Annotated in this window: 28 protein-coding genes and 1 other RNA gene; 15 read left to right on the forward strand and 14 right to left on the reverse strand. The window is 62.9% G+C overall.

Annotated features, from left to right (window positions below):
* Nucleotides 1-12 precede the first annotated feature (12 nt).
* Together TR61_RS00515 and TR61_RS00520 are read right to left on the reverse strand one after the other, a co-directional pair.
* Nucleotides 13-897 carry a 5-bromo-4-chloroindolyl phosphate hydrolysis family protein gene (locus TR61_RS00515; protein WP_050927580.1) on the reverse strand — a complete coding sequence of 295 codons (885 nt, stop codon included), beginning with the start codon at nt 895-897 and terminating at the stop codon, nt 13-15.
* Nucleotides 898-1,103: 206 nt separating this feature from the next.
* Entirely contained in the window at nt 1,104-1,907 is an 804-nt protein-coding gene (locus tag TR61_RS00520) for a pseudouridine synthase (RefSeq protein WP_050927581.1), read from the reverse strand.
* Between the two features lie 62 nt (nt 1,908-1,969).
* Between TR61_RS00520 and TR61_RS00525 the strand changes: the two genes are divergently transcribed.
* Entirely contained in the window at nt 1,970-2,419 is a 450-nt protein-coding gene (locus TR61_RS00525; protein ID WP_050927582.1) for a nucleoside deaminase, read from the forward strand.
* A gap of 62 nt (nt 2,420-2,481) precedes the next feature.
* Here the strand turns inward: TR61_RS00525 and TR61_RS00530 are convergent, their stop codons facing one another.
* A complete protein-coding gene (locus tag TR61_RS00530) occupies nt 2,482-3,015 on the reverse strand; it encodes an adenylate/guanylate cyclase domain-containing protein (RefSeq protein WP_050927583.1) in 534 nt (177 codons plus the stop codon).
* Between the two features lie 88 nt (nt 3,016-3,103).
* Nucleotides 3,104-3,796, reverse strand: a complete 693-nt coding sequence (locus TR61_RS00535; RefSeq protein ID WP_050927584.1) for a metal-dependent hydrolase — start codon at nt 3,794-3,796, stop codon at nt 3,104-3,106.
* Nucleotides 3,797-3,848: 52 nt separating this feature from the next.
* Between TR61_RS00535 and TR61_RS00540 the strand changes: the two genes are divergently transcribed.
* A complete protein-coding gene (locus TR61_RS00540) occupies nt 3,849-4,490 on the forward strand; it encodes a ceramidase domain-containing protein (protein WP_050927585.1) in 642 nt (213 codons plus the stop codon).
* Here the strand turns inward: TR61_RS00540 and TR61_RS00545 are convergent.
* The 3 genes from TR61_RS00545 to TR61_RS00555 form a co-directional block, all read right to left on the reverse strand.
* Nucleotides 4,487-5,080, reverse strand: a complete 594-nt coding sequence (locus TR61_RS00545; protein ID WP_050927586.1) for a ferric reductase-like transmembrane domain-containing protein — start codon at nt 5,078-5,080, stop codon at nt 4,487-4,489. The genes TR61_RS00540 and TR61_RS00545 overlap by 4 nt on opposite strands.
* 7 nt (nt 5,081-5,087) lie before the next feature.
* Nucleotides 5,088-5,576 carry a peptidase associated/transthyretin-like domain-containing protein gene (locus TR61_RS00550; protein WP_050927587.1) on the reverse strand — a complete coding sequence of 163 codons (489 nt, stop codon included), beginning with the start codon at nt 5,574-5,576 and terminating at the stop codon, nt 5,088-5,090.
* A 120-nt stretch (nt 5,577-5,696) separates the two neighbouring features.
* A complete protein-coding gene (locus tag TR61_RS00555) occupies nt 5,697-6,104 on the reverse strand; it encodes a VOC family protein (protein WP_050927588.1) in 408 nt (135 codons plus the stop codon).
* Between the two features lie 126 nt (nt 6,105-6,230).
* Between TR61_RS00555 and gatC the strand changes: the two genes are divergently transcribed.
* The 7 genes from gatC (at nt 6,231) to TR61_RS00585 (ending at nt 11,019) form a co-directional block, all read left to right on the forward strand.
* Entirely contained in the window at nt 6,231-6,518 is a 288-nt protein-coding gene (gene gatC / locus TR61_RS00560; protein WP_050927589.1) for an Asp-tRNA(Asn)/Glu-tRNA(Gln) amidotransferase subunit GatC, read from the forward strand.
* Nucleotides 6,518-8,005, forward strand: a complete 1,488-nt coding sequence (gatA, locus tag TR61_RS00565; RefSeq protein ID WP_050927590.1) for an Asp-tRNA(Asn)/Glu-tRNA(Gln) amidotransferase subunit GatA — start codon at nt 6,518-6,520, stop codon at nt 8,003-8,005. The genes gatC and gatA overlap by 1 nt, the downstream gene beginning before the upstream one ends.
* Before the next feature lie 42 nt (nt 8,006-8,047).
* The gene (locus TR61_RS00570) at nt 8,048-8,845 is read left to right on the forward strand and encodes an excalibur calcium-binding domain-containing protein (RefSeq protein WP_050927591.1); all 798 of its coding nucleotides are present in this window, start codon (nt 8,048-8,050) and stop codon (nt 8,843-8,845) included.
* Complete coding sequence (locus TR61_RS00575; protein WP_425394194.1) at nt 8,806-9,522, forward strand: N-acetylmuramoyl-L-alanine amidase; 717 nt, start codon at nt 8,806-8,808, stop codon at nt 9,520-9,522. Before TR61_RS00570 ends, TR61_RS00575 begins: the two co-directional genes overlap by 40 nt.
* A 63-nt stretch (nt 9,523-9,585) precedes the next feature.
* An RNA gene (gene rnpB, locus TR61_RS00985) (RNase P RNA component class A) lies at nt 9,586-10,065 on the forward strand.
* A gap of 193 nt (nt 10,066-10,258) precedes the next feature.
* Complete coding sequence (rpmG, locus tag TR61_RS00580) at nt 10,259-10,426, forward strand: 50S ribosomal protein L33 (protein WP_050927593.1); 168 nt, start codon at nt 10,259-10,261, stop codon at nt 10,424-10,426.
* Between the two features lie 80 nt (nt 10,427-10,506).
* Nucleotides 10,507-11,019: a GNAT family N-acetyltransferase gene (locus TR61_RS00585; protein WP_050927671.1), complete on the forward strand. Its 513-nt coding sequence runs from the start codon at nt 10,507-10,509 to the stop codon at nt 11,017-11,019.
* A 65-nt stretch (nt 11,020-11,084) separates the two neighbouring features.
* Here the strand turns inward: TR61_RS00585 and TR61_RS00590 are convergent, their stop codons facing one another.
* Together TR61_RS00590 and TR61_RS00595 are read right to left on the reverse strand one after the other, a co-directional pair.
* Nucleotides 11,085-11,822: a Bax inhibitor-1/YccA family protein gene (locus TR61_RS00590; RefSeq protein WP_050927594.1), complete on the reverse strand. Its 738-nt coding sequence runs from the start codon at nt 11,820-11,822 to the stop codon at nt 11,085-11,087.
* A gap of 191 nt (nt 11,823-12,013) precedes the next feature.
* Nucleotides 12,014-12,223: a DUF1127 domain-containing protein gene (locus TR61_RS00595; RefSeq protein WP_050927595.1), complete on the reverse strand. Its 210-nt coding sequence runs from the start codon at nt 12,221-12,223 to the stop codon at nt 12,014-12,016.
* A gap of 127 nt (nt 12,224-12,350) precedes the next feature.
* On the opposite strand from TR61_RS00595, the gene TR61_RS00600 reads away from it, so the two are divergent.
* The gene (locus tag TR61_RS00600) at nt 12,351-13,232 is read left to right on the forward strand and encodes a LysR family transcriptional regulator (RefSeq protein ID WP_050927596.1); all 882 of its coding nucleotides are present in this window, start codon (nt 12,351-12,353) and stop codon (nt 13,230-13,232) included.
* Nucleotides 13,233-13,265: 33 nt separating this feature from the next.
* Here TR61_RS00600 and TR61_RS00605 read toward each other — a convergent pair whose 3' ends face one another.
* Nucleotides 13,266-14,225 carry an NADPH:quinone oxidoreductase family protein gene (locus TR61_RS00605; RefSeq protein ID WP_050927597.1) on the reverse strand — a complete coding sequence of 320 codons (960 nt, stop codon included), beginning with the start codon at nt 14,223-14,225 and terminating at the stop codon, nt 13,266-13,268.
* 363 nt (nt 14,226-14,588) lie between these two features.
* Between TR61_RS00605 and TR61_RS00610 the strand changes: the two genes are divergently transcribed.
* From TR61_RS00610 to TR61_RS00620, 3 genes are all read left to right on the forward strand, one after another.
* A complete protein-coding gene (locus TR61_RS00610; RefSeq protein ID WP_050927598.1) occupies nt 14,589-14,963 on the forward strand; it encodes a helix-turn-helix domain-containing protein in 375 nt (124 codons plus the stop codon).
* Nucleotides 14,964-15,037: 74 nt separating this feature from the next.
* A complete protein-coding gene (hisN, locus tag TR61_RS00615; protein WP_082181769.1) occupies nt 15,038-15,838 on the forward strand; it encodes a histidinol-phosphatase in 801 nt (266 codons plus the stop codon).
* A 48-nt stretch (nt 15,839-15,886) separates the two neighbouring features.
* Nucleotides 15,887-17,224 carry an 8-oxoguanine deaminase gene (locus tag TR61_RS00620; protein ID WP_050927599.1) on the forward strand — a complete coding sequence of 446 codons (1,338 nt, stop codon included), beginning with the start codon at nt 15,887-15,889 and terminating at the stop codon, nt 17,222-17,224.
* Between the two features lie 62 nt (nt 17,225-17,286).
* Here TR61_RS00620 and guaD read toward each other — a convergent pair whose 3' ends face one another.
* On the reverse strand, nt 17,287-18,582 hold the full coding sequence (gene guaD, locus TR61_RS00625; protein WP_050927600.1) for a guanine deaminase: 1,296 nt from the start codon (nt 18,580-18,582) through the stop codon (nt 17,287-17,289).
* Between the two features lie 164 nt (nt 18,583-18,746).
* On the opposite strand from guaD, the gene mgtE reads away from it, so the two are divergent.
* The gene (mgtE, locus tag TR61_RS00630) at nt 18,747-20,141 is read left to right on the forward strand and encodes a magnesium transporter (RefSeq protein WP_050927601.1); all 1,395 of its coding nucleotides are present in this window, start codon (nt 18,747-18,749) and stop codon (nt 20,139-20,141) included.
* On the forward strand, nt 20,138-20,704 hold the full coding sequence (locus TR61_RS00635; RefSeq protein ID WP_050927602.1) for a 5-formyltetrahydrofolate cyclo-ligase: 567 nt from the start codon (nt 20,138-20,140) through the stop codon (nt 20,702-20,704). Before mgtE ends, TR61_RS00635 begins: the two co-directional genes overlap by 4 nt.
* 3 nt (nt 20,705-20,707) lie before the next feature.
* Here TR61_RS00635 and modC read toward each other — a convergent pair whose 3' ends face one another.
* The 3 genes from modC to modA are packed head-to-tail and all read right to left on the reverse strand — an operon-like array spanning nt 20,708 to nt 23,264.
* The gene (gene modC / locus TR61_RS00640; RefSeq protein ID WP_050927603.1) at nt 20,708-21,796 is read right to left on the reverse strand and encodes a molybdenum ABC transporter ATP-binding protein; all 1,089 of its coding nucleotides are present in this window, start codon (nt 21,794-21,796) and stop codon (nt 20,708-20,710) included.
* On the reverse strand, nt 21,793-22,503 hold the full coding sequence (gene modB, locus TR61_RS00645; protein WP_050927604.1) for a molybdate ABC transporter permease subunit: 711 nt from the start codon (nt 22,501-22,503) through the stop codon (nt 21,793-21,795). Before modB ends, modC begins: the two co-directional genes overlap by 4 nt.
* Nucleotides 22,500-23,264: a molybdate ABC transporter substrate-binding protein gene (modA, locus tag TR61_RS00650; RefSeq protein ID WP_050927673.1), complete on the reverse strand. Its 765-nt coding sequence runs from the start codon at nt 23,262-23,264 to the stop codon at nt 22,500-22,502. Before modA ends, modB begins: the two co-directional genes overlap by 4 nt.
* Nucleotides 23,265-23,308: the final 44 nt, after the last annotated feature.

Here is a 23,308-nt window from a genome sequence, read left to right on the forward strand (position 1 = left end):
GGGCGGGTGGGGTCACAGGTGAACCCCCTCGCGTTCAAGGCGTTCGCGCAGCACTTCGATTTCCACTGTCAGATCGCTGCGATCCTCCAGCAGCATCTTGCGCGTACGGGCAGAGAAGCTTTTTTCAAGATCATCAAGCAGTTGCGCGTAATCGGCGCGGGCTTTCGCGTCGCGGGTGCGGGCATAGATATCGGCGAATTTCGCGGTCGCGTCGCGCGCACCCAGAAGATAGACGCCCAGATACTTGCGCGCGCCGGTCAGGTCGCGGGGGTCTTCCTCGACCGTGCGGAACATCTCGCGGGCGGTGTCCTGAAAGCGTTCGACGCGCGCCTCCATCTGGCGGTCGCCGGCGCGTTTGATGGCATCGGTCATGGCGGCAAGATGGCGTTCGGCCTCGTCCACGACGCGGGCGACGCGGTCTTGCTGATGGGTGTCGATGCCGTCCATCCCCTTGTTTTTCAGGGGATCGAGGCCGAAGGCAGCGCTGTGAAGCGCGGCGGTCGCGATGCCGAAAATCAGCGGCGCCACAAGGCCGGGGTCGTTTTTGAAGGCAGCAAGCCCCACGCCGATGCCGGTGAGGACCGAGGCGAAGATCTTGCGCGGAAAAGCGGGTCTGCGGGCCACTTTGCGGGCGTTATAGGCCGCCTCGGCCCTGAGCCCGTCGCGGACCAGCCAGGCCGCCAGGATCAGGATTGCCGCGCCGCCCAGACCAAGGGCAAGGCCGATCGCGCCGTCATTCAGTGAAAAGGCGCCCAGCAGAATAGGCGGCAAGAACAACAGGTTGGCGCGTGCGCCCACGGGATCGACCTGCGCGCTTTGAAACGCGCCGCGGGGTGTGGGTTCGGACATGTCCTCGCCCGGGGTGGGGCTGTATTTGCCGCCAAAGCGCTTGGCCATGGGTTAAAGTCCCCCCAACCAACCGGTTGCTGTGCCGATCATCAGGATCAGCAGCGCGACATAGGCGGCTTTCTGAAGCCCGCTGGCGGACATTCTGGCTCCCTTAGCTTGGTCTTCTTTTACGGGAATCTATGCGAAGGGCCTTCGCCTTTCTAGGGGGAAGGCGCGCGCGAAAGTATCACCCGTGCGAATTTTCGCCTGTTGCGTCAGGATTTAGCGCGCGATTTGCGCGCGGGCGGCCGTTTGGCGCGCGTGGGGCGGGGCGCTTTGGGCTCTTCCGCTTCAAGGCCAAGCTGGTCGCGCACCACGCGGCGGCGTAGCTCTTCCACCGCGCCGGGGGCGAGTTTGCCCAGTTGGAAAGGGCCATAGCTGATGCGGATCAGGCGGTTTACAGTGAAGCCGATATCCTCCATCGCGCGGCGGATCTCGCGGTTTTTGCCTTCGCGTAACCCAATGGTTAACCATGCGTTCGCACCCTGCTGGCGATCCAGCGTGATCTGCATCGGTTGAAACCGGTCCGCGCCCACGGTGATGCCGGTGCGCAGCGGTTCGAAATCCTCGTCCTTTGGGCGGCCCTTGATGCGCACGCGGTAGCGGCGCAGCCAGCCGGTGGAGGGGAGTTCGAGTTTGCGTTTGATCTCCCCATCATTTGTCAGCAGCAACAGACCTTCGGAGTTCAGGTCAAGTCGTCCCACGCTCATCACGCGCGGCATGTCTTCGGGAAGATCGTCGAAAATGGTTTTCCGGCCCTTATCGTCGCGCGCGGTCGTCACAAGGCCCGGGGGTTTGTGATAGAGCCACAGGCGTGGCGGTTCGGGTTCGGCCAGGGGTTTGCCGTCGACGGTGATGCTGTCGCGGTCAGTGACGTTCAGCGCGGGGCTGTCGATGATCTTGCCGTTCACGCCCACGCGGCCAGCGGCGATCATGCGTTCGGCATCGCGGCGCGAGGCGACGCCCGCGCGGGCCAGAACCTTGGCGATCCGGTCGCCGGGAGGGGTGGGTTTGCTCATGGCAGACCGCTTATCGCAGATGCGTGGCTTGCGAAAGCGGAACTTGCGGGGCAATCTGGGGCATGGTGTTCAAATCCCATATGAATCAGGCACTTGACGAGGCGCGCGCGGCTGCGGCGCGCGATGAGGTGCCCGTGGGCGCGGTGCTTGTCGCGCCTTCAGGAGAGGTGGTCGCGGCTGCGGGGAACCGCACGCGCGAAGCACATGATCCCACCGCTCATGCCGAGATGCTGGTGATCCGCGAGGCTTGTGCGAAGGCGGGGTCCGAGAGGCTTACGGGATATGACCTCTATGTCACGCTTGAGCCTTGTGCGATGTGTGCCGCCGCCATTGCAGCCGCGCGCATCGGGCGGGTGTATTATGGCGCTGCCGATCCGAAATCGGGCGGCGTGGCGCATGGAGCACGGGTGTTTTCGCACCCCCAGGCGCATCATGTGCCGGAGGTTTACGACGGGATTTCAGCGGCGGAGGCAGAGGCGATTCTGAAGGCTTTCTTCGCCGCGAAACGCTGAAAACGGCTGTGCACAACCTGTGCACAGGGCGTGCACAGCCCATGCACCGGATTGTGCGCCGGTCAGGCCCCCCGCCAGTCCAGGCTGAAGACGGTGTGATCCCCGTCGAAGCCCTTGAGAGGGGTCTGGATCGGATCGGAAAAGGCAAAACCGCTGCCGCCCACCATGACCTGCGTGGCATCGCTGAGAAAGATCGCGCCCGGCGGGGCAAGCGCGCCGATGCGCGCGGCCTTGTTCACGACGCTGCCGAAGAAATCGTCCTTGGTCTGGATCACATCGCCGGTATGCATGCCGATGCGCAGGTGGAGATGCGGTTCCTCCTGCTGGCGCGCCATATCGGTCTGGATATGTTGCGCGGCTTCGAGCGCCGCGCAGGCGGTGGAGAAGGAGGACATGGTGCCATCGCCCAGCGATTTGACGAACTGGCCGCCCGCTTGTTCGACGCGCTGGCGGATCTGGGTGAAATGCGCCTCCATCCGTGCGGCCCAGGCGCGGTCACCCACCAGCCCGGCGAGGGTGGAGCTGTCGGCGATGTCGGTGAACATCACCGTCGCCATGCCTTCGCGCTGATCCAGGCGGAAGCCCTTGCGCGTCATCCCGCCCGGAGCAGGGACGGTTTGGGGAATCGTCCTCGCAAGCGCCCGCGCGCGCGAGGATGAACCTGCGTGGTGGGCGCGCTCATGCTCAGATCTCGATCGCTTGCATCACCTTAGGTTCCACTACGGTACCCTTCTTGAGGCCCGCTTTCAGCGCCTCGGCATCCTGTGCCAGCAAGGGGAACGTCTTGTAGTGGCAGGGGATCACGGTGTCGAAGTTGAAATAGGTGTTTGCCGCATAGGCGGCCTGGGCCATGTCCATGGTGAAATGGCCGCCTGCCGAGAGGATGCCCACATCGGGTTTGAAGTAGTCGCCCATCCACGCCATGTCGGCCATGATCGCGGTGTCGCCCGAGGCATAGACCGTCTTGCCTTCGCCCATGATCATGAAACCCACTTCGGAGCCGCCGCTGCGCAGGCCATCCGCGGTCTGGAAGGTCGAGGAGTGGGAGGCAGGTACCATCGCCACTTTCACATTGCCCAGATCGACGGTACCGCCCTTGTTGAAGCCGACGGTTTCGATTTCTTCGGCTTCGGCCCAATGGTTCATCAGATCGTATTGACCCACGGCCGGGATTTCCAGTTTCCGGGCCAGAGGCAGTACATCGACCACATGGTCGAAATGAGTGTGGGTCAGAAGGATGTGAGAGGCCCCGGCGATGGCGGCATCGTGTTGATCTTCGGGTAGGACGGGGTTGCCGGACAGCCAGGGGTCCAGCAGCAGGGTTTGTCCTGCGATTTCAAAACGGAAGCTGCCGTGGCCCAACCAGATGATTTTCATGTCACTCTCCCTATGTTCTGGCATGAGGCTAACACGGGGCGGGCAAAAATCCATGGAATTGACGCGGGCGATTGACGGTTATTGCGAAAGGCTCGATCCCGGCTATTGGGCGGAGCCTGTCAATGCGGTGACGAATGCAGCGTTCCTGATCGCGGCGTTTGTGATGTTGCGGCGCAGTGCGGGGGTTGCTCTGGCGCAGGTGCTGGTGGTGATCCTGTTTGCGATTGGAGTGGGGAGTTATCTGTTTCACACCCATGCACAGGTCTGGGCGGCGCTTTTGGATGTGGTTCCGATCCTTTTGTTCATCCTGGTTGATATCTTTGCGATCAACCGGGATGTCTGGGGCTTTGGCACCTGGGGCGCGCTGGGCCTGACGGCTATGTTTTTCCCCTATGCGGCCGCCACGGTGCCGGTGTTTCAGCTGTTGCCGATTGGCGGGACAGCGGGCTATGCGCCGGTGCCGCTCTTGATCCTGATCTATGCTTTTCTGCTGCGCGGCAGGGAGCCGGCATTGGCGCGGGGCTTTGTCATCGGGGCGGGGATTTTGATCCTGTCGATGACGATGCGCACGATTGATGAGCCTTTATGCGATCTGATCCCGATGGGGACGCATTATTGGTGGCATCTCCTGAACGCGATGATGTTGGGTTGGATGATCGAGGTTTATCTGCGCTATCTGCGACATCAGGCTTAGGCGCGGCGGCGGGTCCAGATGCGCAAGTCGTGGATCACCTTCAGCGTAGCGAGGACGACCAGCAGGCACAGGGCGGTTTTTGACACTGTGCCCATGGTCCCCTCGATCAGCAATGCGTGGGCAGAGGTCCCGCCGACAATCACCAGCGCCAGGGCGGTATGCGCGCGCCGCCAGATGCGGGGCGGGAGGCGCAGCTTGCGGCGGAGGCTGGCCAGCAGGGCAGCGGCAAAGACAGCCCACATGGCCATCACGCCCCAGATGGCGAAGGGCGTGGGGGATCGGAAGGTGAGCGCGTCGATCACATCGGGAGGCGATGTGATCCAGAGGCCCGCGACATGGAGGATCACAGCCGTAACAATCGCCAGGCCAATCCACAGATGCACCCTCCTGCCTTTGGGGGCGGGCAGGCCGGGCAGCAGGCCTGCCGCCAGCAGCGGTTGCAGGGCCATGAGCGCGAGACCGATGACGCCTGCGAGGCCTGCGATGATGTAGATGGGCTCGCGCCAGGCCAGCAGGGGGCTGGTGGCCGCAACCCAGAGCGGGACAAGCAGGGCAGCCCCAAGCGCGCCCCAGATCAGCACGGCGCGCATGAAAGGGTCAGGCCGGTTGCAGGACGAAATGCGCGGCCAGCGTTGTGTCCGAGGCGTTCGGCATGACGGGGCGCAGAAAGACCGTCTCGAATTCCGGATCGTCATAGGCCAGATGCCCATGAGGCTGGCCGAAAGCGGGGACGATCTGGGGCATCTCCAGTCGGAATTCGCCGTTTGCATCGGTTAGTGTGGCGCCGTGACTTTCTGGATCGCGTTCATGGCCTTCGGTGGTGTGCGCCCAGATCTGGATGCGCGCGCCAGAAATGGGTGCGCCGTCACCTGCGCGGCGGACGGTGCCTGTCATCCAGAAGCCGCCGCCTCCGATCCGGTCCACGATGGGCGCGCCGGGGCGGTAGTTGTTGGCCCCGCCGCGCATGGACGGGGTGGGGGCCAGACCGGCGGCACGTGCGGGGACCAGAAGGCCGCTAGCGATTGTGGCCAGCGCGGCCCCTGTGGTGGCGATCAGGCTGCGGCGGGTGAGGGGGGAGGTCTTCATGTCTGAGGTCTCCTGTCATCTGGGGTCTTGCCCCTAAGATAGAGCACCGCGCGTGGATTTCAGATGGGTCAGGCGGGCGTGGCGCGCTCACGTCTGCGTGAGATGGCGCGCTCTGCCCGTTCACTCATCAACCTGATGCACCTCGATCACGTTGCCGTCGGGGTCATAGAAGAAGATCTGGCTCCAGCCCGCGACGGCCTGATTGCCCCAATCGGCGTAAGGAATGCCGTGATCTTCGAGGTGTTTCTTGAAGCCGTCGAGATCGGACGTGCGATAGGCGATATGCCCACGGCTGACCGGGTTCACGAACTGACCCGAGTTGAAGCCCGCATGGATGTCTTTTTGCGCCAGATGCATCTGGATGGCGCCGTCGGTACGGAAGGCCACGTCGCCGGCATAGCCCTTTTTCTTTTCCAGCGTGGGCAGGCCGCCCGATTCCTCGGAAAGGCCCAGCACGTCGCGATAGAAACGGTCGAGCCGTTCCACGTTTTCTGTTGCGAGGTTGATGTGATGCAGTTTCAGGTCCATCTGGCCGCTCCCCCGGGGTCAAATTTCGGGCAGAGTGCCCCGGCGCGCAGTCTGGCGCAAGCAGGTGGCTTGCGGGTCGGGGCAGGGGGCGGTAAATGCCCGTGAACCCATCAGAGAGACTGCACCATGTCGATTGATCAGAACACCGCCGCGAAGGTCGCCAAACTGGCGCGTATCAAGGTTGAAGAAGATGCGCTGCCCGCGCTGGCGCAGGAATTCAACACGATCCTTGGTTTTATCGAGCAACTGGGCGAGGTCGATGTGGAAGGTGTGGAGCCGATGGTGTCGGTCACGCCGATGCGCCTGAAGCGGCGCGAGGATGTGGTGACCGATGGCGACCAGCAGGAGAAAATCCTGTCGAACGCGCCCGATGCCCGCGAGGGGTTCTTTGCCGTGCCGAAGGTGGTTGAATAATGTCTGATCTGAACAAACTGGGCCTGGCCGAGGCGCGCGATGCGCTGCGCAAGGGTGACACAACTTCTGTTGAGCTGACCGAGGCGTGTCTGAGCGCGATTGATGCGGCGGATGCGCTGAACGCGTTCGTGCACAAGACGCCTGAGATTGCGATGGAGCGTGCCAAGGCGGCGGATGAGCGGATCAAGGCGGGCGATGCGCCGTCGATGTGCGGGCTGCCGATCGGGATCAAGGATCTCTTTTGCACCAAGGGTGTTCCGTCGCAGGCCGCTTCCCGCATTCTGGAAGGCTTCAAGCCGGAATATGAATCCACCGTCAGCCAGAACCTGGCGGATGCCGGGGCGGTGATGCTGGGCAAGCTGAACATGGACGAATTTGCCATGGGCTCGTCGAATGAGACATCTGTCTATGGCAACGCGATCAGCCCCTGGCGGCGCGGGAATGACGACACGCCGCTGACGCCGGGCGGATCTTCGGGTGGCTCGGCTGCGGCTGTGGCGGCGGATCTGTGTCTGGCGGCCACCGGCACCGATACGGGCGGGTCGATCCGCCAACCTGCGGCCTTCACCGGGATCACCGGCATCAAGCCGACCTATGGGCGCTGTTCGCGTTGGGGGATCGTGGCTTTTGCGTCCTCGCTGGATCAGGCGGGGCCGATGACCAAATCGGTGCGTGATGCGGCGATCATGCTGGAGGCGATGTGTTCGCATGATCCGAAGGATTCCACATCCGCCGATCTGCCCGTGCCGGATTTCGAAGCGGCGCTGACAGGTGATATCAAGGGCAAGACCATCGGCATTCCGCGCGAATACCGCATGGACGGTATGCCCGATGAGATCGAGGCGCTGTGGGCCGAGGGGCGCAAGATGATGGAAGATGCGGGGGCGAAGATCGTCGATATCTCGCTTCCCCATACGAAATACGCGCTGCCTGCCTATTATGTGATTGCACCTGCTGAGGCGTCGTCGAACCTCGCCCGTTATGATGGGGTGCGCTATGGCCATCGCGCCAAGCTGTCCCAAGGCGATGGCATCACAGAGATGTATGAAAAGACCCGTGCCGAAGGCTTCGGGGCCGAGGTGCAGCGCCGTGTGATGGTGGGCACCTATGTGCTGTCGGCGGGGTTCTATGACGCCTATTACAACCGGGCGCGCAAAGTGCGGGCGCTGATCAAGAAGGACTTTGATGATGTCTTTGCGCAAGGTGTCGATGCGATCCTGACGCCTGCGACGCCCTCGGCCTCTTTCGGGTTGGGAGAGATGACGGACGCGGATCCGGTGCAGATGTATCTGAACGACGTCTTCACCGTGACGGTGAACCTGGCCGGTCTGCCCGGCGTCAGCGTGCCTGCGGGCGTGGACAAGCAGGGCCTGCCCCTTGGTTTGCAGCTGATCGGCCGGCCCTGGGAAGAGGGCGATCTGCTGAATTCTGCCTTTGCGTTGGAGCGTGCGGCCGGATTTGTGGCAAAACCTGCAAAATGGTGGTAAAAGCGGTCCAAACAAAAGACCGTAAGGCAGGACAGCAGAGCTATGCGAATTGCATTCACAGCGTTGGCGCTGATTACCCTTGGTGCATGTGCACAAGTCCCGGACAGTGCCGCGGGCGTCGGATTTAACAATTCTCTGGACGATCAGCGGGCGCGGCAGGCGGTTCTGGCGCAGCAGGCTCCGGTGTCAACACCCGTGCCTGCCGGCGCGATTTCGGCCGAGAGCACTCAGCGTGCGCCCGTGCCGCTGCAGGTGGCACGGCCCGCCACCACGGCGGTGCCCGCGCCAGCGCCCGTTTCGACCGCGCAGGCCTTGCCAGCCGCGCAGCTGAACCAGCAGGACACGATCGTAGAGGCCGCGGCCGCCCTGGAACTGCGTCAGGCCAATTCCGGTGTTGAACCGCTTCAGGCCAGCCCGTCGAACCCGGCGCCGCAGATCATCAGCAATCCCGGCATTTCGGACGAGAATGATTTCCAGGCAGTCTCGGCCCGGGAATCGATCCAGAGCGATGCAGAGCGGATCGCCCAGAACCGCCAGCAATATCAGGTGGTGCAGCCCACGGCCGTGCCCACGCGCAATGGCGTCTCGCAGCCCAATATCGTGCAATATGCGCTTGAGACCCGTCATCCCAGGGGCACGCAGATCTATACGCGGGTGGGGTTGAACCTGGCGCAGCGCTCGGCGCGGAACTGTGCGCAATTCGCCTCCGCCGATCTGGCGCAGATCGAGTTTCTGGCCAATGGCGGGCCGCGGCGTGACCGCAATGCACTGGACCCAGATGGCGATGGATATGCCTGCAGCTGGGATCCGGCACCGTTCCGGGCCGCGGTGCAGAACTGACCAACACTGCGGTGATCTGGCACCCAAGCCCGAATTTCGGGCCCCGCCGGGATGGGCTGACGCCGCAGTTTGTGGTCTTGCATTACACCGCAATGGAGGGCGCCGAGGCGGCGCTTGAACGGTTGTGCGACCCGGAAGCGGAAGTGTCGGCGCATTATCTGATTGGTCGCGATGGCACCTGCTGGCAGATGGTCGAGGAGGACCAGCGCGCCTGGCATGCAGGTGTGGGGTCGTGGATGGGTGTGGAGGATATCAACTCCCGCTCCATCGGGATCGAGCTGGACAATCGCGGGTCGGAACCTTTTGGAGAACCGCTGATGGCCGCGTTAGAGGGGCTTTTGCGCGGGATCCTTGCGCGCTGGGATCTGCCGGCGGAGGCGGTGATCGGGCATTCCGATATGGCACCTGGGCGCAAATGTGATCCGGGGCCGCGGTTTGACTGGGCGCGGCTGGTCCGGCAGGGGTTGGCCGCATCTGCACCGGATGGGGATGCGGTCAGCGATGTGGAAGAGGCATTGCGCGCGGCGGGCTATACAGCCGATGCAAGCCCAGAGGCGCGTTTGACCGCCTTCCGGATGCGCTTTGCGCAAGCGTCGGCAGGACCCGTGACAGAGGCCGAACGGCGTATCCTGGGCGGGCTGGCGGCAAGATCTTCTGCAACCATTTTGCGGGGTTGAGGTTTTTCTGCAAAAAATCCGGATCTTGACGGGATGGGAGGGGCGATACTACCTCCATATTGCGCGGAAGGCTGGATGGCCGCGGCGTGTTGTGCCCAGAATACCAAGGGTACCGCTTTGGGGACATTTTCCTTTTGGAAAATACCCTGTCGCGGCCTGGCGTGTATTCCGGGGAAAACACGCCGAGGAAAGTCCGGACTCCCTGAAGCAACGGTGCCGGGTAACACCCGGGCGGGGCAACCCGACGGAAAGCGCCACAGAAAACAAACCGCCCCGGCGTGCCGGGGTCAGGGTGAAACGGTGGGGTAAGAGCCCACCGCGCGACTGGCAACAGGAGCGGCACGGCAAGCCCCACCGGGAGCAATGCCAAATAGGACCCCCGCGCGGGCTGGTCCCTTCGGGGATACCGCCGCTAGGCCTGCTTCAGCCGAGAGGGGTCGGGTCGGCAGCTAGAGGGGCCGGGGCAACCCGGTCTTGAGAGGAATGGTCATCCATCGGCCTTCGGGCCGGGGACAGAATCCGGCTTACAGGCCTTCCGCGCATATCTTTCGGGCCTGCTGACCATCGCCACGTCACCGCTGGGGGATGGGCCGGGATGGGCATTCGCGCGCTGATTTTGCAATAACGGCGGGATGCCCGCGAAAGCGGGTTGACTCGGAAGGCAAGGCGGGTAAAAGCGGGCGCTCATAAGGAATTCCCCGAAAGGCTGCGCCTTTTGGATGCAGGAGACTAGACCATGGCGAAGCCGACGACCATCAAGATCCGTCTGAACTCGACCGCTGGCACGGGCCACTTCTATGTGACCAAGAAAAACGCGCGTACCATGACTGAAAAGATGTCGGTCCGCAAATATGATCCCGTGGCCCGCAAGCATGTCGAGTATAAGGAAGGCAAAATCAAGTAAGCCTGTCCTGACGGCAGAGATTGAAAGGCCACGCATTTGCGTGGCCTTTTTCTTTTCGGGTTATGGAAGGCCCTGATCGCATGACCGAATCTGATCCGACAAAGGCCGGTTTTCGTTTGCGCCGCGCGCTGGCGTCCGATCTGGCGGCGGTGGACGCGCTTTTGGCGCGCAGCTATCCGAAATTGCTGAAGGCGGATTACCCGCCATCGGTCCTGGTGACGGCACTGCCGCTTATCAGCCGGGCGCAATCCGCTCTTTTGAGCTCCGGTACCTATTACGTGGTCGAAGATGCCGACGGCAGCGTGATCGGGGCTGGCGGCTGGACACCTGACAAAGCCAAACGCGCCCTGGGTCATATCCGCCACCTGGTGAGCGACGACCGGCAGCTGCGCCGGGGCATTGCGCGGGCCATCGTGGCCCATGTGCTGGCAGAGGCGCGCGGGCGCGGGATCATGCAGATGGAATGCTGGTCGACCCGCACCGCCGTGCCGTTCTATACGGCGATGGGGTTTCGCGCGTTGGGTCCGATTGATGTGCCGCTGGCACCCGGCATCAGCTTTCCCTGCATAAGGATGCAGCAGGCGCTGGAGTGAGGCGCGCATGAAAAAGGCCGGCTCTGATCAGAGCCGGCCCTTGAATGTCCGAAAGAACGGAAGTGTTACTCGCGGTTGCCGAAGAGCGACAGCAGCATCATGAACATGTTGATGAAGTTCAGATACAGGCTCAGCGCGCCCATGATGCCCGCTTTGGCCAGCCACTCCTGATCGCCATGCGCGGCATGGGCGATGTAGGTGTTCTTGATGTTCTGCGTGTCATAGGCAGTCAGACCGGCAAAGATCAGAACGCCCAGAACCGACACGGCAAACATCAGGGCCGAAGACATGATGAACAGGTTGATGATCGAGGCCGCGATCAGGCCGATCACGCCCATGATCAGGAACGACCCCCAGCCGGAGATGTCTTTCTTGGTGGTATAGCCCCAGAGCGACAGGCCGGCGAAGGCGATCGCGGTGATCAGAAAGACCTGCGCGATGGAGATGCCGGTGAACGCTTGGAAGATCCACGAGATCGACAGGCCCATCACGGCAGCGAACACATAGAAGAAGGTTTGTGCGCCGGCAGCCGACAGACGGTTGATCGCAGCGCTGAACGCAAAGACCATGATCAGCGGCGCGAACATGACGATCCAGCCCAGGATATTCGGGGCCAGCGTCACCGGATCGCGGAAGATCGACAGCAGCTCGGGGCTTGAGCCAACGGCCCAGGCCACGGCGAAGGTCATAAGCATGCCTACGGACATTGTGCCGTAGACCTTGTTCATATGCGCACGCAGCCCCTCATCAATCTGGGCAGTGCGTGCGCCAGCACTTGTCCGGATTGTGTCGAATTCAGCCATCTAGGTCTCCATAAAACGACGTTTGACATGCTGCCGGAGGATACCGGCAGCTCTCGTGTGCAAATATCGGAAAGGGAGTCATCTTTTTCAAGTATTTCCGTCAGGAATTTCGGCAAAATCCGCGGAAACTGGCTGCGCCCGCTGTCCCAGGGTCAGGAAAGCGGGCGCTGCGGGGTCTTTTGGGGGGCGCTTCAGTCGCGCCAGGTGGCGGGCACATCCCAGACCGGGCGTGCGGCTTCGGCGTCCGCTTCGCGCCGGGTCAGGCCGATATCGGCCAGCGCGCGGTCGTCGAGAGATTTCAGCTGGCGGCGGGTCCGCCACAGGTCGAGGAGCGACACGAGGCCAATCCGTTTCCGGGCAGGAGCGTGGAAGCGGGCGGTGTGGGTGTTGATATAGGTCATCTTCTTTGTCCTTTCGTCAAATCGTGATGGCGTTTCGGCGTCTGATCAATTGCCTTGATGTATATGGGAAGATGTGGTCATATTGAAAACGAATGTTTGTGAGGCGATAGATCAAGGATTGTGATATATGCGAAATCTCGACATCACCACGCTCAGATCCTTCGTGGCGGTCGCCGATAGCGGCGGTGTCACGCGCGCGGCGGGGTTCCTGCATTTGACGCAATCGGCCGTGTCGATGCAGCTGAAACGGTTGGAGGAAAGCCTGAACCTTGAATTGCTGGACCGCAGCGGGCGCGGTGTGACCCTGACCGCAGCGGGAGAGCAATTGCTGGGCTATGCGCGCCGTATTCTGGAGCTGAATGACGAGGCCTGGGGCCGGTTGACGGCCAAGGAATATGAAGGCGAGATCACGCTGGGCGTGCCCCATGACATTATCTACCCGGCCATTCCGCAGGTGCTGCGCCGCTTTGCCACGGATTTCCCGCGTATGCAGGTCAAGCTGATCTCGTCCCCCACGCGGGCCCTGCGCGAGATGTTCGGGCGTGGCCAATGCGACGTGATCATCACGACCGAGGATCAGGCCGGCCCCGGAGGGGAGGTTCTGGTGCGTCTGCCGCTGGTCTGGATCGGCGCAACCGATGGCACTGCGTGGAAGCGCGATCCACTGCCCGTGGCCTTTTGTTCGAATTGTATCTTCCGGCCCGATGTGCTGCGCCGGCTGGACGGGGCGGACATGCCCTGGGAGATGGTTGTGGAATCCGATATCGACAATGCGGTGGAGGCGGTGGTGAGCGCCGATCTGGCGGTGACAGCCGTGATCAAGGGATCATTCCCGCGTCAGACCGGGATGGTTGATCATGGCGGAACGCTGCCTGATCCGGGCGAGACGCGGATCATCATGTATGGCGACCGCGCCGACAACCCGGTGATCACCGCACTGTGCGGACTGGTGCGCAGCACCTATCGCAATGTGACCAAGACCCCGGAGCACGCGCAGCTATCGGCCTGAGGCCCGGCGGCGGGCAGGCCGCCGCCGCAGGGGTCAGGGTGTAATGATGACCTTGCCTGTGGATTTGCGTGCGCGCAGAAGCTCCATACCCTGTTCCACCTCGCTCAGCGGCAGGGTGTGGCTGATATGCGGATGCAGTTTGCCTTCAAGATACCAGCCGGTGAGGGTTTTCAGACTGTCGATGATCACATTGGGTTTGAACGCCATGTATCCGCCCCAGTAGAACCCTTCGATGCTCAGGTTCTTCACCAGAAGATGGTTGGCGGGAATGGTGGGGATATCGCCACTGGCAAAGCCGATGACGATAAGGCGCGCTTCAGGGTTGCAGGCGCGGAAAGCGGCCTTGAAGGCGTCACCACCTACCGGGTCATAGACCACATCCGCCCCGCCAAGCGCCTTGATCGCACCGCGCAGATCGTCGGTTTCGGCGTCGATCACGTGATCGGCCCCGGCCTTGCGCGCGACCTCAAGCTTGTCGGCACCGCGGGCCACGGCGATCACGGTGGCGCCCATCAGCTTGCCGATTTCCACCGCCGTCAGCCCGACGCCGCCGGCAGCGCCCAGCACCAGCAGTGTTTCGCCCGGCTGAAGGCGCGCGCGATAATCCAGCGCGACGTGGCTGGTGCCATAGGCGATCTGGAAGGCGGCGGCGTGTTCGAAGCTCATCGCGTCGGGCAGTTTGACCACCCGTGCCGCGTCATACACGCCCTGTTCTGCAAGACCGCCCGCGCCGCCAAAAACGGCTACGCGGTCACCCACTTTCAGGTGTGAAACCGATTCTCCCACCGCGTTGACTTCGCCTGAAACTTCCATTCCGAGGGTGAACGGGGCCTCTGGTGTGTCCTGATATGTGCCCGATTGCATCAAAAGATCAGCAAAGTTCAGACCGCAGGCGCGGATCGAAATGCGGACCTGATGTTGACCTGGTTCGGGGACGGCTATGTCGGTGAGGGCCGGCGCGTCTCCGGCGGTGGCGATATGATAAGCAAGCATGTTATTTTCCCTGTTTCACGGGCAATTAGCGGGTAAAGCCGCCCTGGAGTCAAACCGCGAAATCGGGGGTGACGTGGCGAAAATTCCGCACGGATTCGAAAAAAATGCTACAAAATGACTTGGGGTAAAATTAGGCATGCGCGTTAACGCATTGTTAACCAGTTGCACGAAACACTCGCTAGTGGTGAATCATAATCCTTGTGCTCAACTGCAAAGTAAGACTACTGTTTTGCAAGGTCATTGCCGTTTTTGTTAGAGTGTGCTGTGGCCACAGTGTAAGAGTGTGAATGGAAGCGCATATCTGCATTAAGTGAAGCTCACAGCGGATCGGTTTCGAAGACATGCTTGTGACGGAGGTAAAGAATGGCTCACCCTGTTGACGTCCACGTGGGCAAGCGTGTGCGACATAGGCGCTGGTTAATTGGCATGACACAACAACAACTGGCTGAAAAAGTCGGGATCAAGTTCCAGCAAATCCAGAAGTACGAGACCGGTGCCAACCGGATCAGTGCATCGCGCCTTTGGGATATTGCCGATGCGCTTGATGTTCAGGTCAGCTTCTTTTTCGAGGGGCTTGAGGGAGAAAATGCTTCAGGCAGCACCGAAAACAAAAGCGTGCCCGCGGATCTGTTGGGCGACAAGGAAGCGCTTGATCTGGTCCGGTCGTATTACGCTATTCCCGAAAACCAGCGCAAACGCCTGTTTGAACTTGCCCGTGTGCTCAGCGACGTCGCCTGAAGAGGGCGGTCTCTGATCGGGCAGAATACCCCTGTGGCTTGCGTCATCCCGCGAAGGGTGGCACATCCGCATGTATGAATGCCCCTCGTCTTTCAGATCTTGATGTTGCCCACGCCATGGCGGACGCTGCGCGCGCGGCAATCCTGCCGTTTTTTCGCGCGTCTTCCCTGATCTCGGACAACAAGGATGAGACCGGGTTCGATCCGGTCACTCAGGCCGATCGCGCGGCGGAAACCGCCATGCGCGATATTCTGGCGCTGCACCGGCCCCAGGATGGCATCTGGGGGGAGGAATTCGGTCAGCAAAGCGGGTCGAGCGCGCGGACATGGGTTCTGGACCCGATCGACGGAACGCGCGGATTCATCAGCGGCACGCCCACCTGGGGGGTGCTGATCGCGCTGAGCGACGGTGAGGGCGCACCGCATCTGGGCGTCGTTGATCAGCCTTATATCGGAGAGCGCTTCTGGGGCAGTGCAGAGGGCGCGTTTTGTGCCGGGCCTTGCGGAACATCTCCCATTCGCACCCGTGCCGCCCGCAATCTGGGAGAGGCGGTTTTGTTCACCACCTTCCCGGAAGTGGGCGAGGCGCGTGACAGGCAGGGATTCGACGCAGTGGCGGCGCAGGTGAGGCTGGTGCGCTATGGTATGGATTGTTATGCCTATGCGCTTCTGGCGGCGGGGCAGATTGACCTGGTGATCGAGGCGGGTCTGAACGCCTATGACATCCAGGCGCCCATGGCCGTGATCGAGGCCGCAGGCGGGATTGTCACAGACTGGCAGGGCGGGGCCGCGCATCTTGGCGGCCAGGTTTTGGCTGCGGCCAATGAAAGCGTGCACGAGGCCGCGCTGAAGCTATTGCGCCCCTTTTCGGCATGAACCTCGCGTCGCGATGTGTTGCGCGGCAAACAGTCTGACGGGGGCACCATGGCGCATGTTCTGATCCAAAACGCGCAGGTGATTCTGACCATGAACGACGCGCGCGACGAGCTGTCGGATGCCGATATCCGCATGCGCGACGGGGTGATTGCCGAAATCGGCCATGGGCTTGAGGTGAATGGTGCCGAGGTTGTCGCCGGAGCCGGGATCGTTGTCACACCGGGGCTCGTGAACACGCATCACCATCTTTACCAGACACTGACGCGGGCGGTTCCCGGCGGGCAGGATGCGCTGCTCTTCGGCTGGCTGCAGACGCTGTATCCGATCTGGGCGCGGTTTGGTCCCGAAGAGATGTTCACCTCAGCCCAGATTGGTCTGGCAGAGCTGGCGCTGTCGGGCTGCACGATGAGCTCGGATCACCTGTATCTTTACCCCAATGGCGCGCGGCTGGACGACACGATTGCTGCCGCGCAGGAGGTTGGCCTGCGCTTTCACCCCACGCGCGGGGCGATGAGCATTGGCGAAAGCGACGGTGGCCTGCCGCCCAATGCGCTGGTGGAGCGGGAAGACACCATTCTGGACGACATGATCCGGGTGATTGACGCCTTTCACGACCCGAAAGAGGGCGCAATGGTCCGCGTGGGCGTGGCGCCCTGTTCGCCCTTTTCGGTCAGTCGGGAGCTGATGCGCGATGCGGCCCTTCTGGCGCGCGACAAAGGGGTGATGATGCACACCCATCTGGCCGAGAATGACGAGGATATCGCCTATTCTCTGGCGCAGTTCGGCTGCCGTCCGGGGCAGTATGCCGATGACCTGGGATGGACCGGGCCGGATGTGTGGCATGCCCATTGCGTCAAGCTGGATGGGCGCGAGATTGACCTCTTTGCCAAAAGCGGTACGGGCGTGGCGCATTGCCCCTGTTCGAACTGCCGGCTGGGCAGTGGCATTGCGCCTTTGCGGGCGATGCGGGATGCGGGCGTGCCGGTTGGGCTGGGGGTGGACGGATCGGCCAGCAATGATGCCGGTAATCTGGTGGCCGAGGCGCGGCAGGCCATGCTGTTGCAGCGTGTGGCACGCGGGGCGGACGCGATGAGCGCGCGCGAGGCGCTGGAGATCGCCACGCGCGGCGGGGCCGAGGTACTGGGTCGGCCGGATTGCGGACAGATCGCGCCGGGCAAGCGGGCGGATCTGGCGCTTTGGGATGTGCGCGGTTTGGAAAGGGCGGGCAGTTGGGATCCTGCTGCGCTGTTGCTGGCTGGGCCCACCCGGGTGCGCCATCTTTTTGTCGAAGGGCGGCAGATCGTGCGGGACGGCCAGATCACGACGCTGGATCTGCCGCGCGTGATCGAACGGCAGAACGTATTGGCGCGGCGGCTCGGAAACTGACACAGTTTCCGGCCGGTTTCCGACGCGGAAACCAGGGGTGCATGAGAAACCGCGTCGGTTTCTCAGCCGGTTTTTGCGTCAAAAACCGGCTGGCCCGCGATCCAGACCTGCGCGATGGCGCGGTCATCGCCCATCATGATCGTGGGAAAGACAGCCTCCCACAGATCATCGGCGCGCGCGCTGCGTTGCGCGATGGCAGGAGTTGAGGCGAGGTCGATCGCGATCACATCTGCCTCCATCCCCGGAGCAAGATTGCCGATCCGGCCGCCCAGCTTCAGCGCTTGTGCGGACCCTGCGGTGGCCAGCCACAACAGCTGCGAGGGATGCAGTACCGTGCCATTCAACTGGCCCACCTCATAGGCTGAAGCCATCGTGCGCAGCATCGAAAAGGACGACCCGCCGCCGGTATCCGTGGCAAGCCCAACGCGGATACCTTTTGCCACCAGCCCGCCCATATCGAACAACCCCGATCCGATGAAGGTGTTCGAGGTCGGGCAATGCACCACCGCCGCGCCGGTTTCGTGCAGGCGGTCGATTTCGCGGGGCTCAAGATGGATGGCGTGACCGAAAAGACCGTTTTCGCCCAGAAGGCCATGGGCCTCATAGGTATCCAGGTAATCGCGGGCATCGGGATAAAGCTCTTTCACCCAGGCGATTTCGTCGGTCTGTTCGCTTAGATGGGTCTGCATCAGGCAATCGGGATGCTCCGACCAGAGCGCGCCCAGCGCCTCAAGTTGTTCGGGCGTCGATGTGGGCGAAAACCGTGGCGTGATGGCATAGCCCAGCCGATCCACGCCCTGCCAGCGGGCAATCAGGGCGGCGCTTTGATCATGGGCGGTCTGCGCGGTGTCGCGCAGCCCTTCGGGCGCGTTGCGGTCCATGCAGGTTTTGCCGGCAATCACGCGCTGGCCCCTGGTCTGCGCCTCGGCAAAGAACGCGTCCACGCTTTCGGGGTGGATCGTGCAATAGGAACAGACGGTGGTGGTGCCGGCCTGTGTGGTCAGGTCCAGATATCGCGCGGCGATCTGCGCGGCATAGGCCGGATCGGCAAAGCGCATCTCTTCGGGGAAGGTATAGGTGTTCAGCCAGTCGATCAGCCGTTTGCCCCAGCTGGCGATGATCGCGGTCTGGGGATAATGCACATGGGCATCGACAAATCCCGCGAGGATCAGCTGACCGGAATGATCGGCGATCTGCGCATCGGGGGCCTGGGCGCGCAGGTCGGCCAGCGGGCCGATCGCGGCGATGATGCCGTCTTCGATCAGAAGCGCCTCATGGATCTTTGTGGCGTCTTCCGGCGTTGCATCAATGGGGGATCGAACAAAGGACAGAACCTGCCCGGTGATAATCGTTGCCATGCGCGTCCCTTGCGATCCTGTTTTTTCAGCGCCTTCGCTTGCGTCAAGGCGCGCAACAGATTAGCCCGGCGGCACGGTCCGGTAAATCGGGGCATTATCATTGTTTTCAAGCAGCTCTTTCTTCTAGCTTGGGCAGGGAGGGCCGTACGCAGAAGGGGGCAGGCATGAGCGCAGATGACATCGTGACAGAACCCGAAGCGGCGCGGGACGAGGATGCCTATGCGCTGGACCGCAAGGCGATCAGTGCAATCCTCAACGCGGTGGAAGAGGGCGATCAGGTCACCCTGACCGAGCTGATGGAACCGCTTCATGCCGCCGATATCGCGGACATGCTGGAGCAGATCACCAGCTATGATCGTGCGCGGCTGATCCGGCTTTATGACCGCGAGTTTGACGGGGAAATCCTGTCGGAACTGGATGAAAGCATCCGGGAAGAGGTCATTTCGATCCTCACGCCCGAAGTTCTTGCCGAAGCTGTGCGGGAGCTGGAAAGCGACGATGTGGTCGATCTGGTCGAAGACCTGGATGAACCGCAACAGGAAGCGATCCTTGATGCGCTTGAGGATGCCGACCGCGTCGCGGTCGAGCAGGCGCTGTCTTATCCGGAGTATTCCGCGGGCCGTCTGATGCAGCGCGAGGTGGTGATCGCACCCGAACACTGGACGGTGGGGCAGGCGATCGACCATCTGCGCAGCTCGGACAGCCTGCCCGAGCAGTTCTATCACATCGTTCTGGTCGATCCGCGGTTTCACCCGGTGGGCAATGTCACGCTGGGCAAGCTGATGCGCTCGCGCCGGGACGTGCCGCTGGCGGATCTGACCGAACCGGTGTTCCAGATTATCCCCGTCACCCAGGACGAGGGCGATGTGGCCTATGCGTTCAACCAGTATCACCTGATTTCGGCCCCCGTGGTCGACGCCGAAGGGCGGTTGGTTGGCGTGATCACCATCGACGATGCCATGATCGTGCTGGATGAAGAGCACGAGGAGGACATCCTGCGCCTTGCCGGTGTGGGGGAGGAAAGTTCGCTCTCCGACCGCGTGATCGACACCACAAAGCGGCGCTTTCCGTGGCTCTTCGTCAACCTGATCACGGCGATTGTCGCGTCAATGGTCATTGCTCAGTTCGAGGCGGCGATTGCCCAGATCGTGGCGCTTGCGGTGCTGATGCCGATTGTCGCCTCCATGGGCGGGAATGCGGGGACGCAATCGCTGACGGTGGCGGTGCGGGCGATTGCCACGCGCGACCTGACCGGGTCGAACGTCTGGCGCGTGATCCGGCGGGAAGTTCTGGTGGGCCTGATCAACGGGCTGATCTTCGCCGTTGTGATGGGGATTGTGGGGCTGATCTGGTTCGGCTCGCCCGCGCTGGGCTATGTGATCGCGGCGGCCATGGTCATCAACCTGGTGGTCGCGGGCTTCGCGGGCACGGTGATCCCGGTGATTTTGGAGCGTTTCGGGGTCGACCCGGCTTTGGCCTCGGGCGCGTTTGTGACCACGGTGACCGATGTGGTGGGCTTTTTCGCCTTCCTGGGTCTGGCGGTTGTGGTCCTGCTGTGAGCGATCTGGCCCAGGTGAAGGCCGACGCGCGCAAGGCGGCCTTTGCGCGCCGCAAGACGGCCCATGCCGCGGCGGGGCCGGGGGCTTCGGCGCTATTGTCCGAAGTGCTGGCGGGCTATCGCGGGATGCCTTTGTCGGGATATATGCCCATCCGGACCGAGATTGACCCGCTTCCCGCCATGGCCGAGGCGGCGGCCCATGGCCCGGTGGGCGTGCCAGTCATCCAAGGTGCGGGGCAGCCCCTGCTGTTTTCGCGATGGGAGCCGGATGCACCCATGAAAGAAGGCCCCTTTGGCGCGCTGATCCCGGCGCGGGATGATTTTTTCGAACCTGAAATCGTGATTGTCCCGCTGGTGGCGTTCGACGGGCAGGGCGGCAGGCTGGGCTATGGCGGCGGGTTTTATGACCGCACGCTTGAGCTGCTGCGCGCAAGGCGCGCCACGCTGGCGATTGGCTTTGCCTTTGCCGCTCAAGAGGCCGAGGCGCTGCCGCTGGAACCGACCGATCAGCCGCTGGACATGATCGTGACAGAACGCGATGTGCGCCAGTTTGCGCGCCGCTGAGCCCTAAGCCGTCCCGATATCGACCCGCGCGATGGAGACGGATTTGACCACGGCATAGACCGTGTCGCCGGGGGTGATCGCCAGCGCCTCGGCCGACCTGCGGGTGATACGGGCGAGCAGCTTGTCCTCGCCCGCGCTCAGCTGCACGACGACACCCGGCCCTGTGCCTTCCCGCAGAGAAATCACCGTCGCTTTCAGGATATTCAGTGCCGACAACCCTTCCGGCGCGGTGTTCGACAGGATCACGTCCTGCGCCAGAATGCGCACCCGCGTGGCGGTGCCTTCTTCCGTTTCCATCCGGGGCAGAAACAGCCGGCCGCCCGAGGCCTCAAGTTCGGTGAGCCCGTCGGGATGGTGGCGTTTGACGCGGGCGGGCAGGACGGCGCCTGCCTCCCGCACGCCGATCTGGCGCACCATGTCGGGATCCGACAGGATCGCCTCGGCCGGGCCTGCGCGGGCGACGCGGCCCTCTTCCAGAACGACCATCGTGGTCGCAAGGCGCGCGACTTCGGCGACGGAGTGGCTGACATAGAGGATCGGAAGCGCCACCTGATCGCGCAGCCGTTCCAGATAGGGTAGGATTTCCGCCTTTCGCGCGCCATCCAGCGCGGCCAGCGGTTCGTCCATCAGCAACAGACGCGGACGCGACAGAAGAGCGCGCCCGATCGCCACGCGCTGACGTTCGCCCCCGGACAGACCCGAAGGCACGCGGTCAAGAAGCGGCGCGATGCCCAGAAGCGCTGCCACTTCGGCGGTGGAGGGGCCCTTGGCACCAGAAGGCGCAAAGCGCTGGCCGTATTCCAGGTTCTGCCGGACAGAGAGATGCGGGAAAAGCCGCGCTTCCTGGAAAACATATCCCATGCGCCGTTTGTGCACCGGAACGAAGATCTGGCTGTCGGTGTCGTTGAGCGTCTCATCTCCCATCACGATCCGCGCGCGCTGGGGTTTCAGCAGGCCCGCGACCGAGTTGATCGCCGTGGTCTTGCCCGAGCCGGAGCGGCCGAAAAGCACCGTGATCCCCTCGGGGGCGTCGAAAGACAAATCCAGCGCGAAGTCGGGGAAGCGGTGTGACAGCGAGACGGAGAGCGTCATGGCGATCCCTCCCGACCTGTTGCGCGGCGCTGGGCGCGGCGGGCCAGCAGTTCGGAGGCCAGAAGGGCCGCCATCGCGATGACGATGGAGATTGCCACCAGCCGCAACGCGCCGCTTTCGCCGCCCGGTACCTGCAAAAAGGCATAGATTGCCGAAGGGACCGTCTGGGTCTGACCGGGGATGTTCGACACGAAGGTGATGGTGGCGCCGAATTCCCCGATGGCCTTGGCGAATGCCAGAACAGCGCCCGCAATCAGGCCGGGGGTGATCAGCGGCAGGGTAACCGTGGAAAAGACCTGCAGGCGCGACGCGCCAAGGGTGGCGGCGGCTTCTTCCAGCTTTGGATCGACCGCTTCGATGGCCAGCCGAATGGCGCGCACCATCAGCGGGAAGGCCATGATGGCGGCCGCCAGTGCCGCGCCGGTCCAGCGAAAGGCCAGCACAATGCCGAAAGTCTGTTCCAGGAACGCCCCGACCGCGCCGCGCCGTCCGAAGATCAGAAGCAACAGATAGCCGGTGACCACCGGGGGCAGGATCAGCGGCAGATGAACGGCCATGTTCAGCAGCTGTTTGCCGCGAAATTCCCACCGGGCAAGCGCATAGGCCACGAAAACGCCAAAGGGCAGGCTGAGAAGCGTGGCCCAGAAGGACACTTGCAGCGACAGGACCACGGCCTGCCATTCTTCGGCGCCCAGCCAGTTGGTCATTGTGCAGGCCCCTGCAGGAAGCCGTGAGCGGTAAGAATGTCTTGTGCCGCCGGGGAGGTCAGGAAGGCCAGCAGGTCGGGCGCCTTTGCGTGCGTGCTGTCGCTGACCAGTGCCAAGGGATAAAGGATCGGCGGATGCGTTTCCGGGTCAAAACGGGCCACAATCTGCACGTCGGTTTCCTGCGCGGCATCGGTGGCATAGACAATGCCAAGCGGGGCCTCGCCCAGTGCGACAAGCCGCAACGCGGCGCGCACGTTGTCGGTTTGCGCAACCGAAGGCGCAAGCGCGTCCCAAAGACCAAGGTTTTGCAGCGCTGCCTTGCCATAGATCCCGGCAGGCACCGCATCCACCAGCGCCATGGCCAGCCTGCCATCGGGGCCAAGCGCGGCCCGGAACGCCTGCGCCGTCAGATCGAGCGGCTGCGCCTGCCTGCCGATAACCACAAGGCGATTGCCGGCAAGCACCCGACGGCTGTTGGCCCGGACCAGCCCCTGATCCTGCAGCACATCCATCCACATCAGATTGGCCGAGATGAACAGATCCGCAGGCGCCCCCTGCTGGATCTGTCGGGCCAAGGCCGAACTGCCCGCGTATGAGACGGCCACGGACTGGCCCGTAGTGGCCTCGAAAACCCCGACGGCCTGGTCCAGCGCGTTCTTCAGGCTTGCCGCGGCAAAGATCACCACATCGCGCGCCTGCACCGCCCCTGCGGCCAGAAGCAGAAAGCCTGTCAAAAGAAGGGTATAGAGGCGTGTTGTCATCTTGGCCCGATAAGACAGGCGAAGGCCCGTCAGTGCAAGCGCCA

The organism is Aestuariivita boseongensis, assembly GCF_001262635.1.
Classification (GTDB): domain Bacteria; phylum Pseudomonadota; class Alphaproteobacteria; order Rhodobacterales; family Rhodobacteraceae; genus Aestuariivita; species Aestuariivita boseongensis.

Excerpts from the sequence above, each read along its gene's own strand:
- TR61_RS00520 (WP_050927581.1), bottom strand. The coding sequence starts at position 1,907 with ATGAGCAAACCCACCCCTCCCGGCGACCGGATCGCCAAGGTTCTGGCC.
- TR61_RS00515 (WP_050927580.1), bottom strand. The coding sequence starts at position 897 with ATGGCCAAGCGCTTTGGCGGCAAATACAGCCCCACCCCGGGCGAGGAC.
- guaD (WP_050927600.1), bottom strand. The coding sequence starts at position 18,582 with ATGGCAACGATTATCACCGGGCAGGTTCTGTCCTTTGTTCGATCCCCC.
- TR61_RS00545 (WP_050927586.1), bottom strand. The coding sequence starts at position 5,080 with ATGCGCGCCGTGCTGATCTGGGGCGCGCTTGGGGCTGCCCTGCTTGTC.
- TR61_RS00540 (WP_050927585.1), top strand. The coding sequence starts at position 3,849 with ATGGAATTGACGCGGGCGATTGACGGTTATTGCGAAAGGCTCGATCCC.
- TR61_RS00590 (WP_050927594.1), bottom strand. The coding sequence starts at position 11,822 with ATGGCTGAATTCGACACAATCCGGACAAGTGCTGGCGCACGCACTGCC.
- TR61_RS00570 (WP_050927591.1), top strand. The coding sequence starts at position 8,048 with ATGCGAATTGCATTCACAGCGTTGGCGCTGATTACCCTTGGTGCATGT.
- TR61_RS00525 (WP_050927582.1), top strand. The coding sequence starts at position 1,970 with ATGGTGTTCAAATCCCATATGAATCAGGCACTTGACGAGGCGCGCGCG.
- TR61_RS00530 (WP_050927583.1), bottom strand. The coding sequence starts at position 3,015 with ATGACGCGCAAGGGCTTCCGCCTGGATCAGCGCGAAGGCATGGCGACG.
- modA (WP_050927673.1), bottom strand. The coding sequence starts at position 23,264 with ATGACAACACGCCTCTATACCCTTCTTTTGACAGGCTTTCTGCTTCTG.
- mgtE (WP_050927601.1), top strand. The coding sequence starts at position 18,747 with ATGAGCGCAGATGACATCGTGACAGAACCCGAAGCGGCGCGGGACGAG.
- TR61_RS00610 (WP_050927598.1), top strand. The coding sequence starts at position 14,589 with ATGGCTCACCCTGTTGACGTCCACGTGGGCAAGCGTGTGCGACATAGG.
- gatC (WP_050927589.1), top strand. The coding sequence starts at position 6,231 with ATGTCGATTGATCAGAACACCGCCGCGAAGGTCGCCAAACTGGCGCGT.
- TR61_RS00555 (WP_050927588.1), bottom strand. The coding sequence starts at position 6,104 with ATGGACCTGAAACTGCATCACATCAACCTCGCAACAGAAAACGTGGAA.
- TR61_RS00595 (WP_050927595.1), bottom strand. The coding sequence starts at position 12,223 with ATGACCTATATCAACACCCACACCGCCCGCTTCCACGCTCCTGCCCGG.
- modB (WP_050927604.1), bottom strand. The coding sequence starts at position 22,503 with ATGACCAACTGGCTGGGCGCCGAAGAATGGCAGGCCGTGGTCCTGTCG.
- gatA (WP_050927590.1), top strand. The coding sequence starts at position 6,518 with ATGTCTGATCTGAACAAACTGGGCCTGGCCGAGGCGCGCGATGCGCTG.
- TR61_RS00620 (WP_050927599.1), top strand. The coding sequence starts at position 15,887 with ATGGCGCATGTTCTGATCCAAAACGCGCAGGTGATTCTGACCATGAAC.
- TR61_RS00535 (WP_050927584.1), bottom strand. The coding sequence starts at position 3,796 with ATGAAAATCATCTGGTTGGGCCACGGCAGCTTCCGTTTTGAAATCGCA.
- modC (WP_050927603.1), bottom strand. The coding sequence starts at position 21,796 with ATGACGCTCTCCGTCTCGCTGTCACACCGCTTCCCCGACTTCGCGCTG.
- TR61_RS00605 (WP_050927597.1), bottom strand. The coding sequence starts at position 14,225 with ATGCTTGCTTATCATATCGCCACCGCCGGAGACGCGCCGGCCCTCACC.
- TR61_RS00550 (WP_050927587.1), bottom strand. The coding sequence starts at position 5,576 with ATGAAGACCTCCCCCCTCACCCGCCGCAGCCTGATCGCCACCACAGGG.
- TR61_RS00585 (WP_050927671.1), top strand. The coding sequence starts at position 10,507 with ATGACCGAATCTGATCCGACAAAGGCCGGTTTTCGTTTGCGCCGCGCG.
- hisN (WP_082181769.1), top strand. The coding sequence starts at position 15,038 with ATGAATGCCCCTCGTCTTTCAGATCTTGATGTTGCCCACGCCATGGCG.
- rpmG (WP_050927593.1), top strand. The coding sequence starts at position 10,259 with ATGGCGAAGCCGACGACCATCAAGATCCGTCTGAACTCGACCGCTGGC.
- TR61_RS00600 (WP_050927596.1), top strand. The coding sequence starts at position 12,351 with ATGCGAAATCTCGACATCACCACGCTCAGATCCTTCGTGGCGGTCGCC.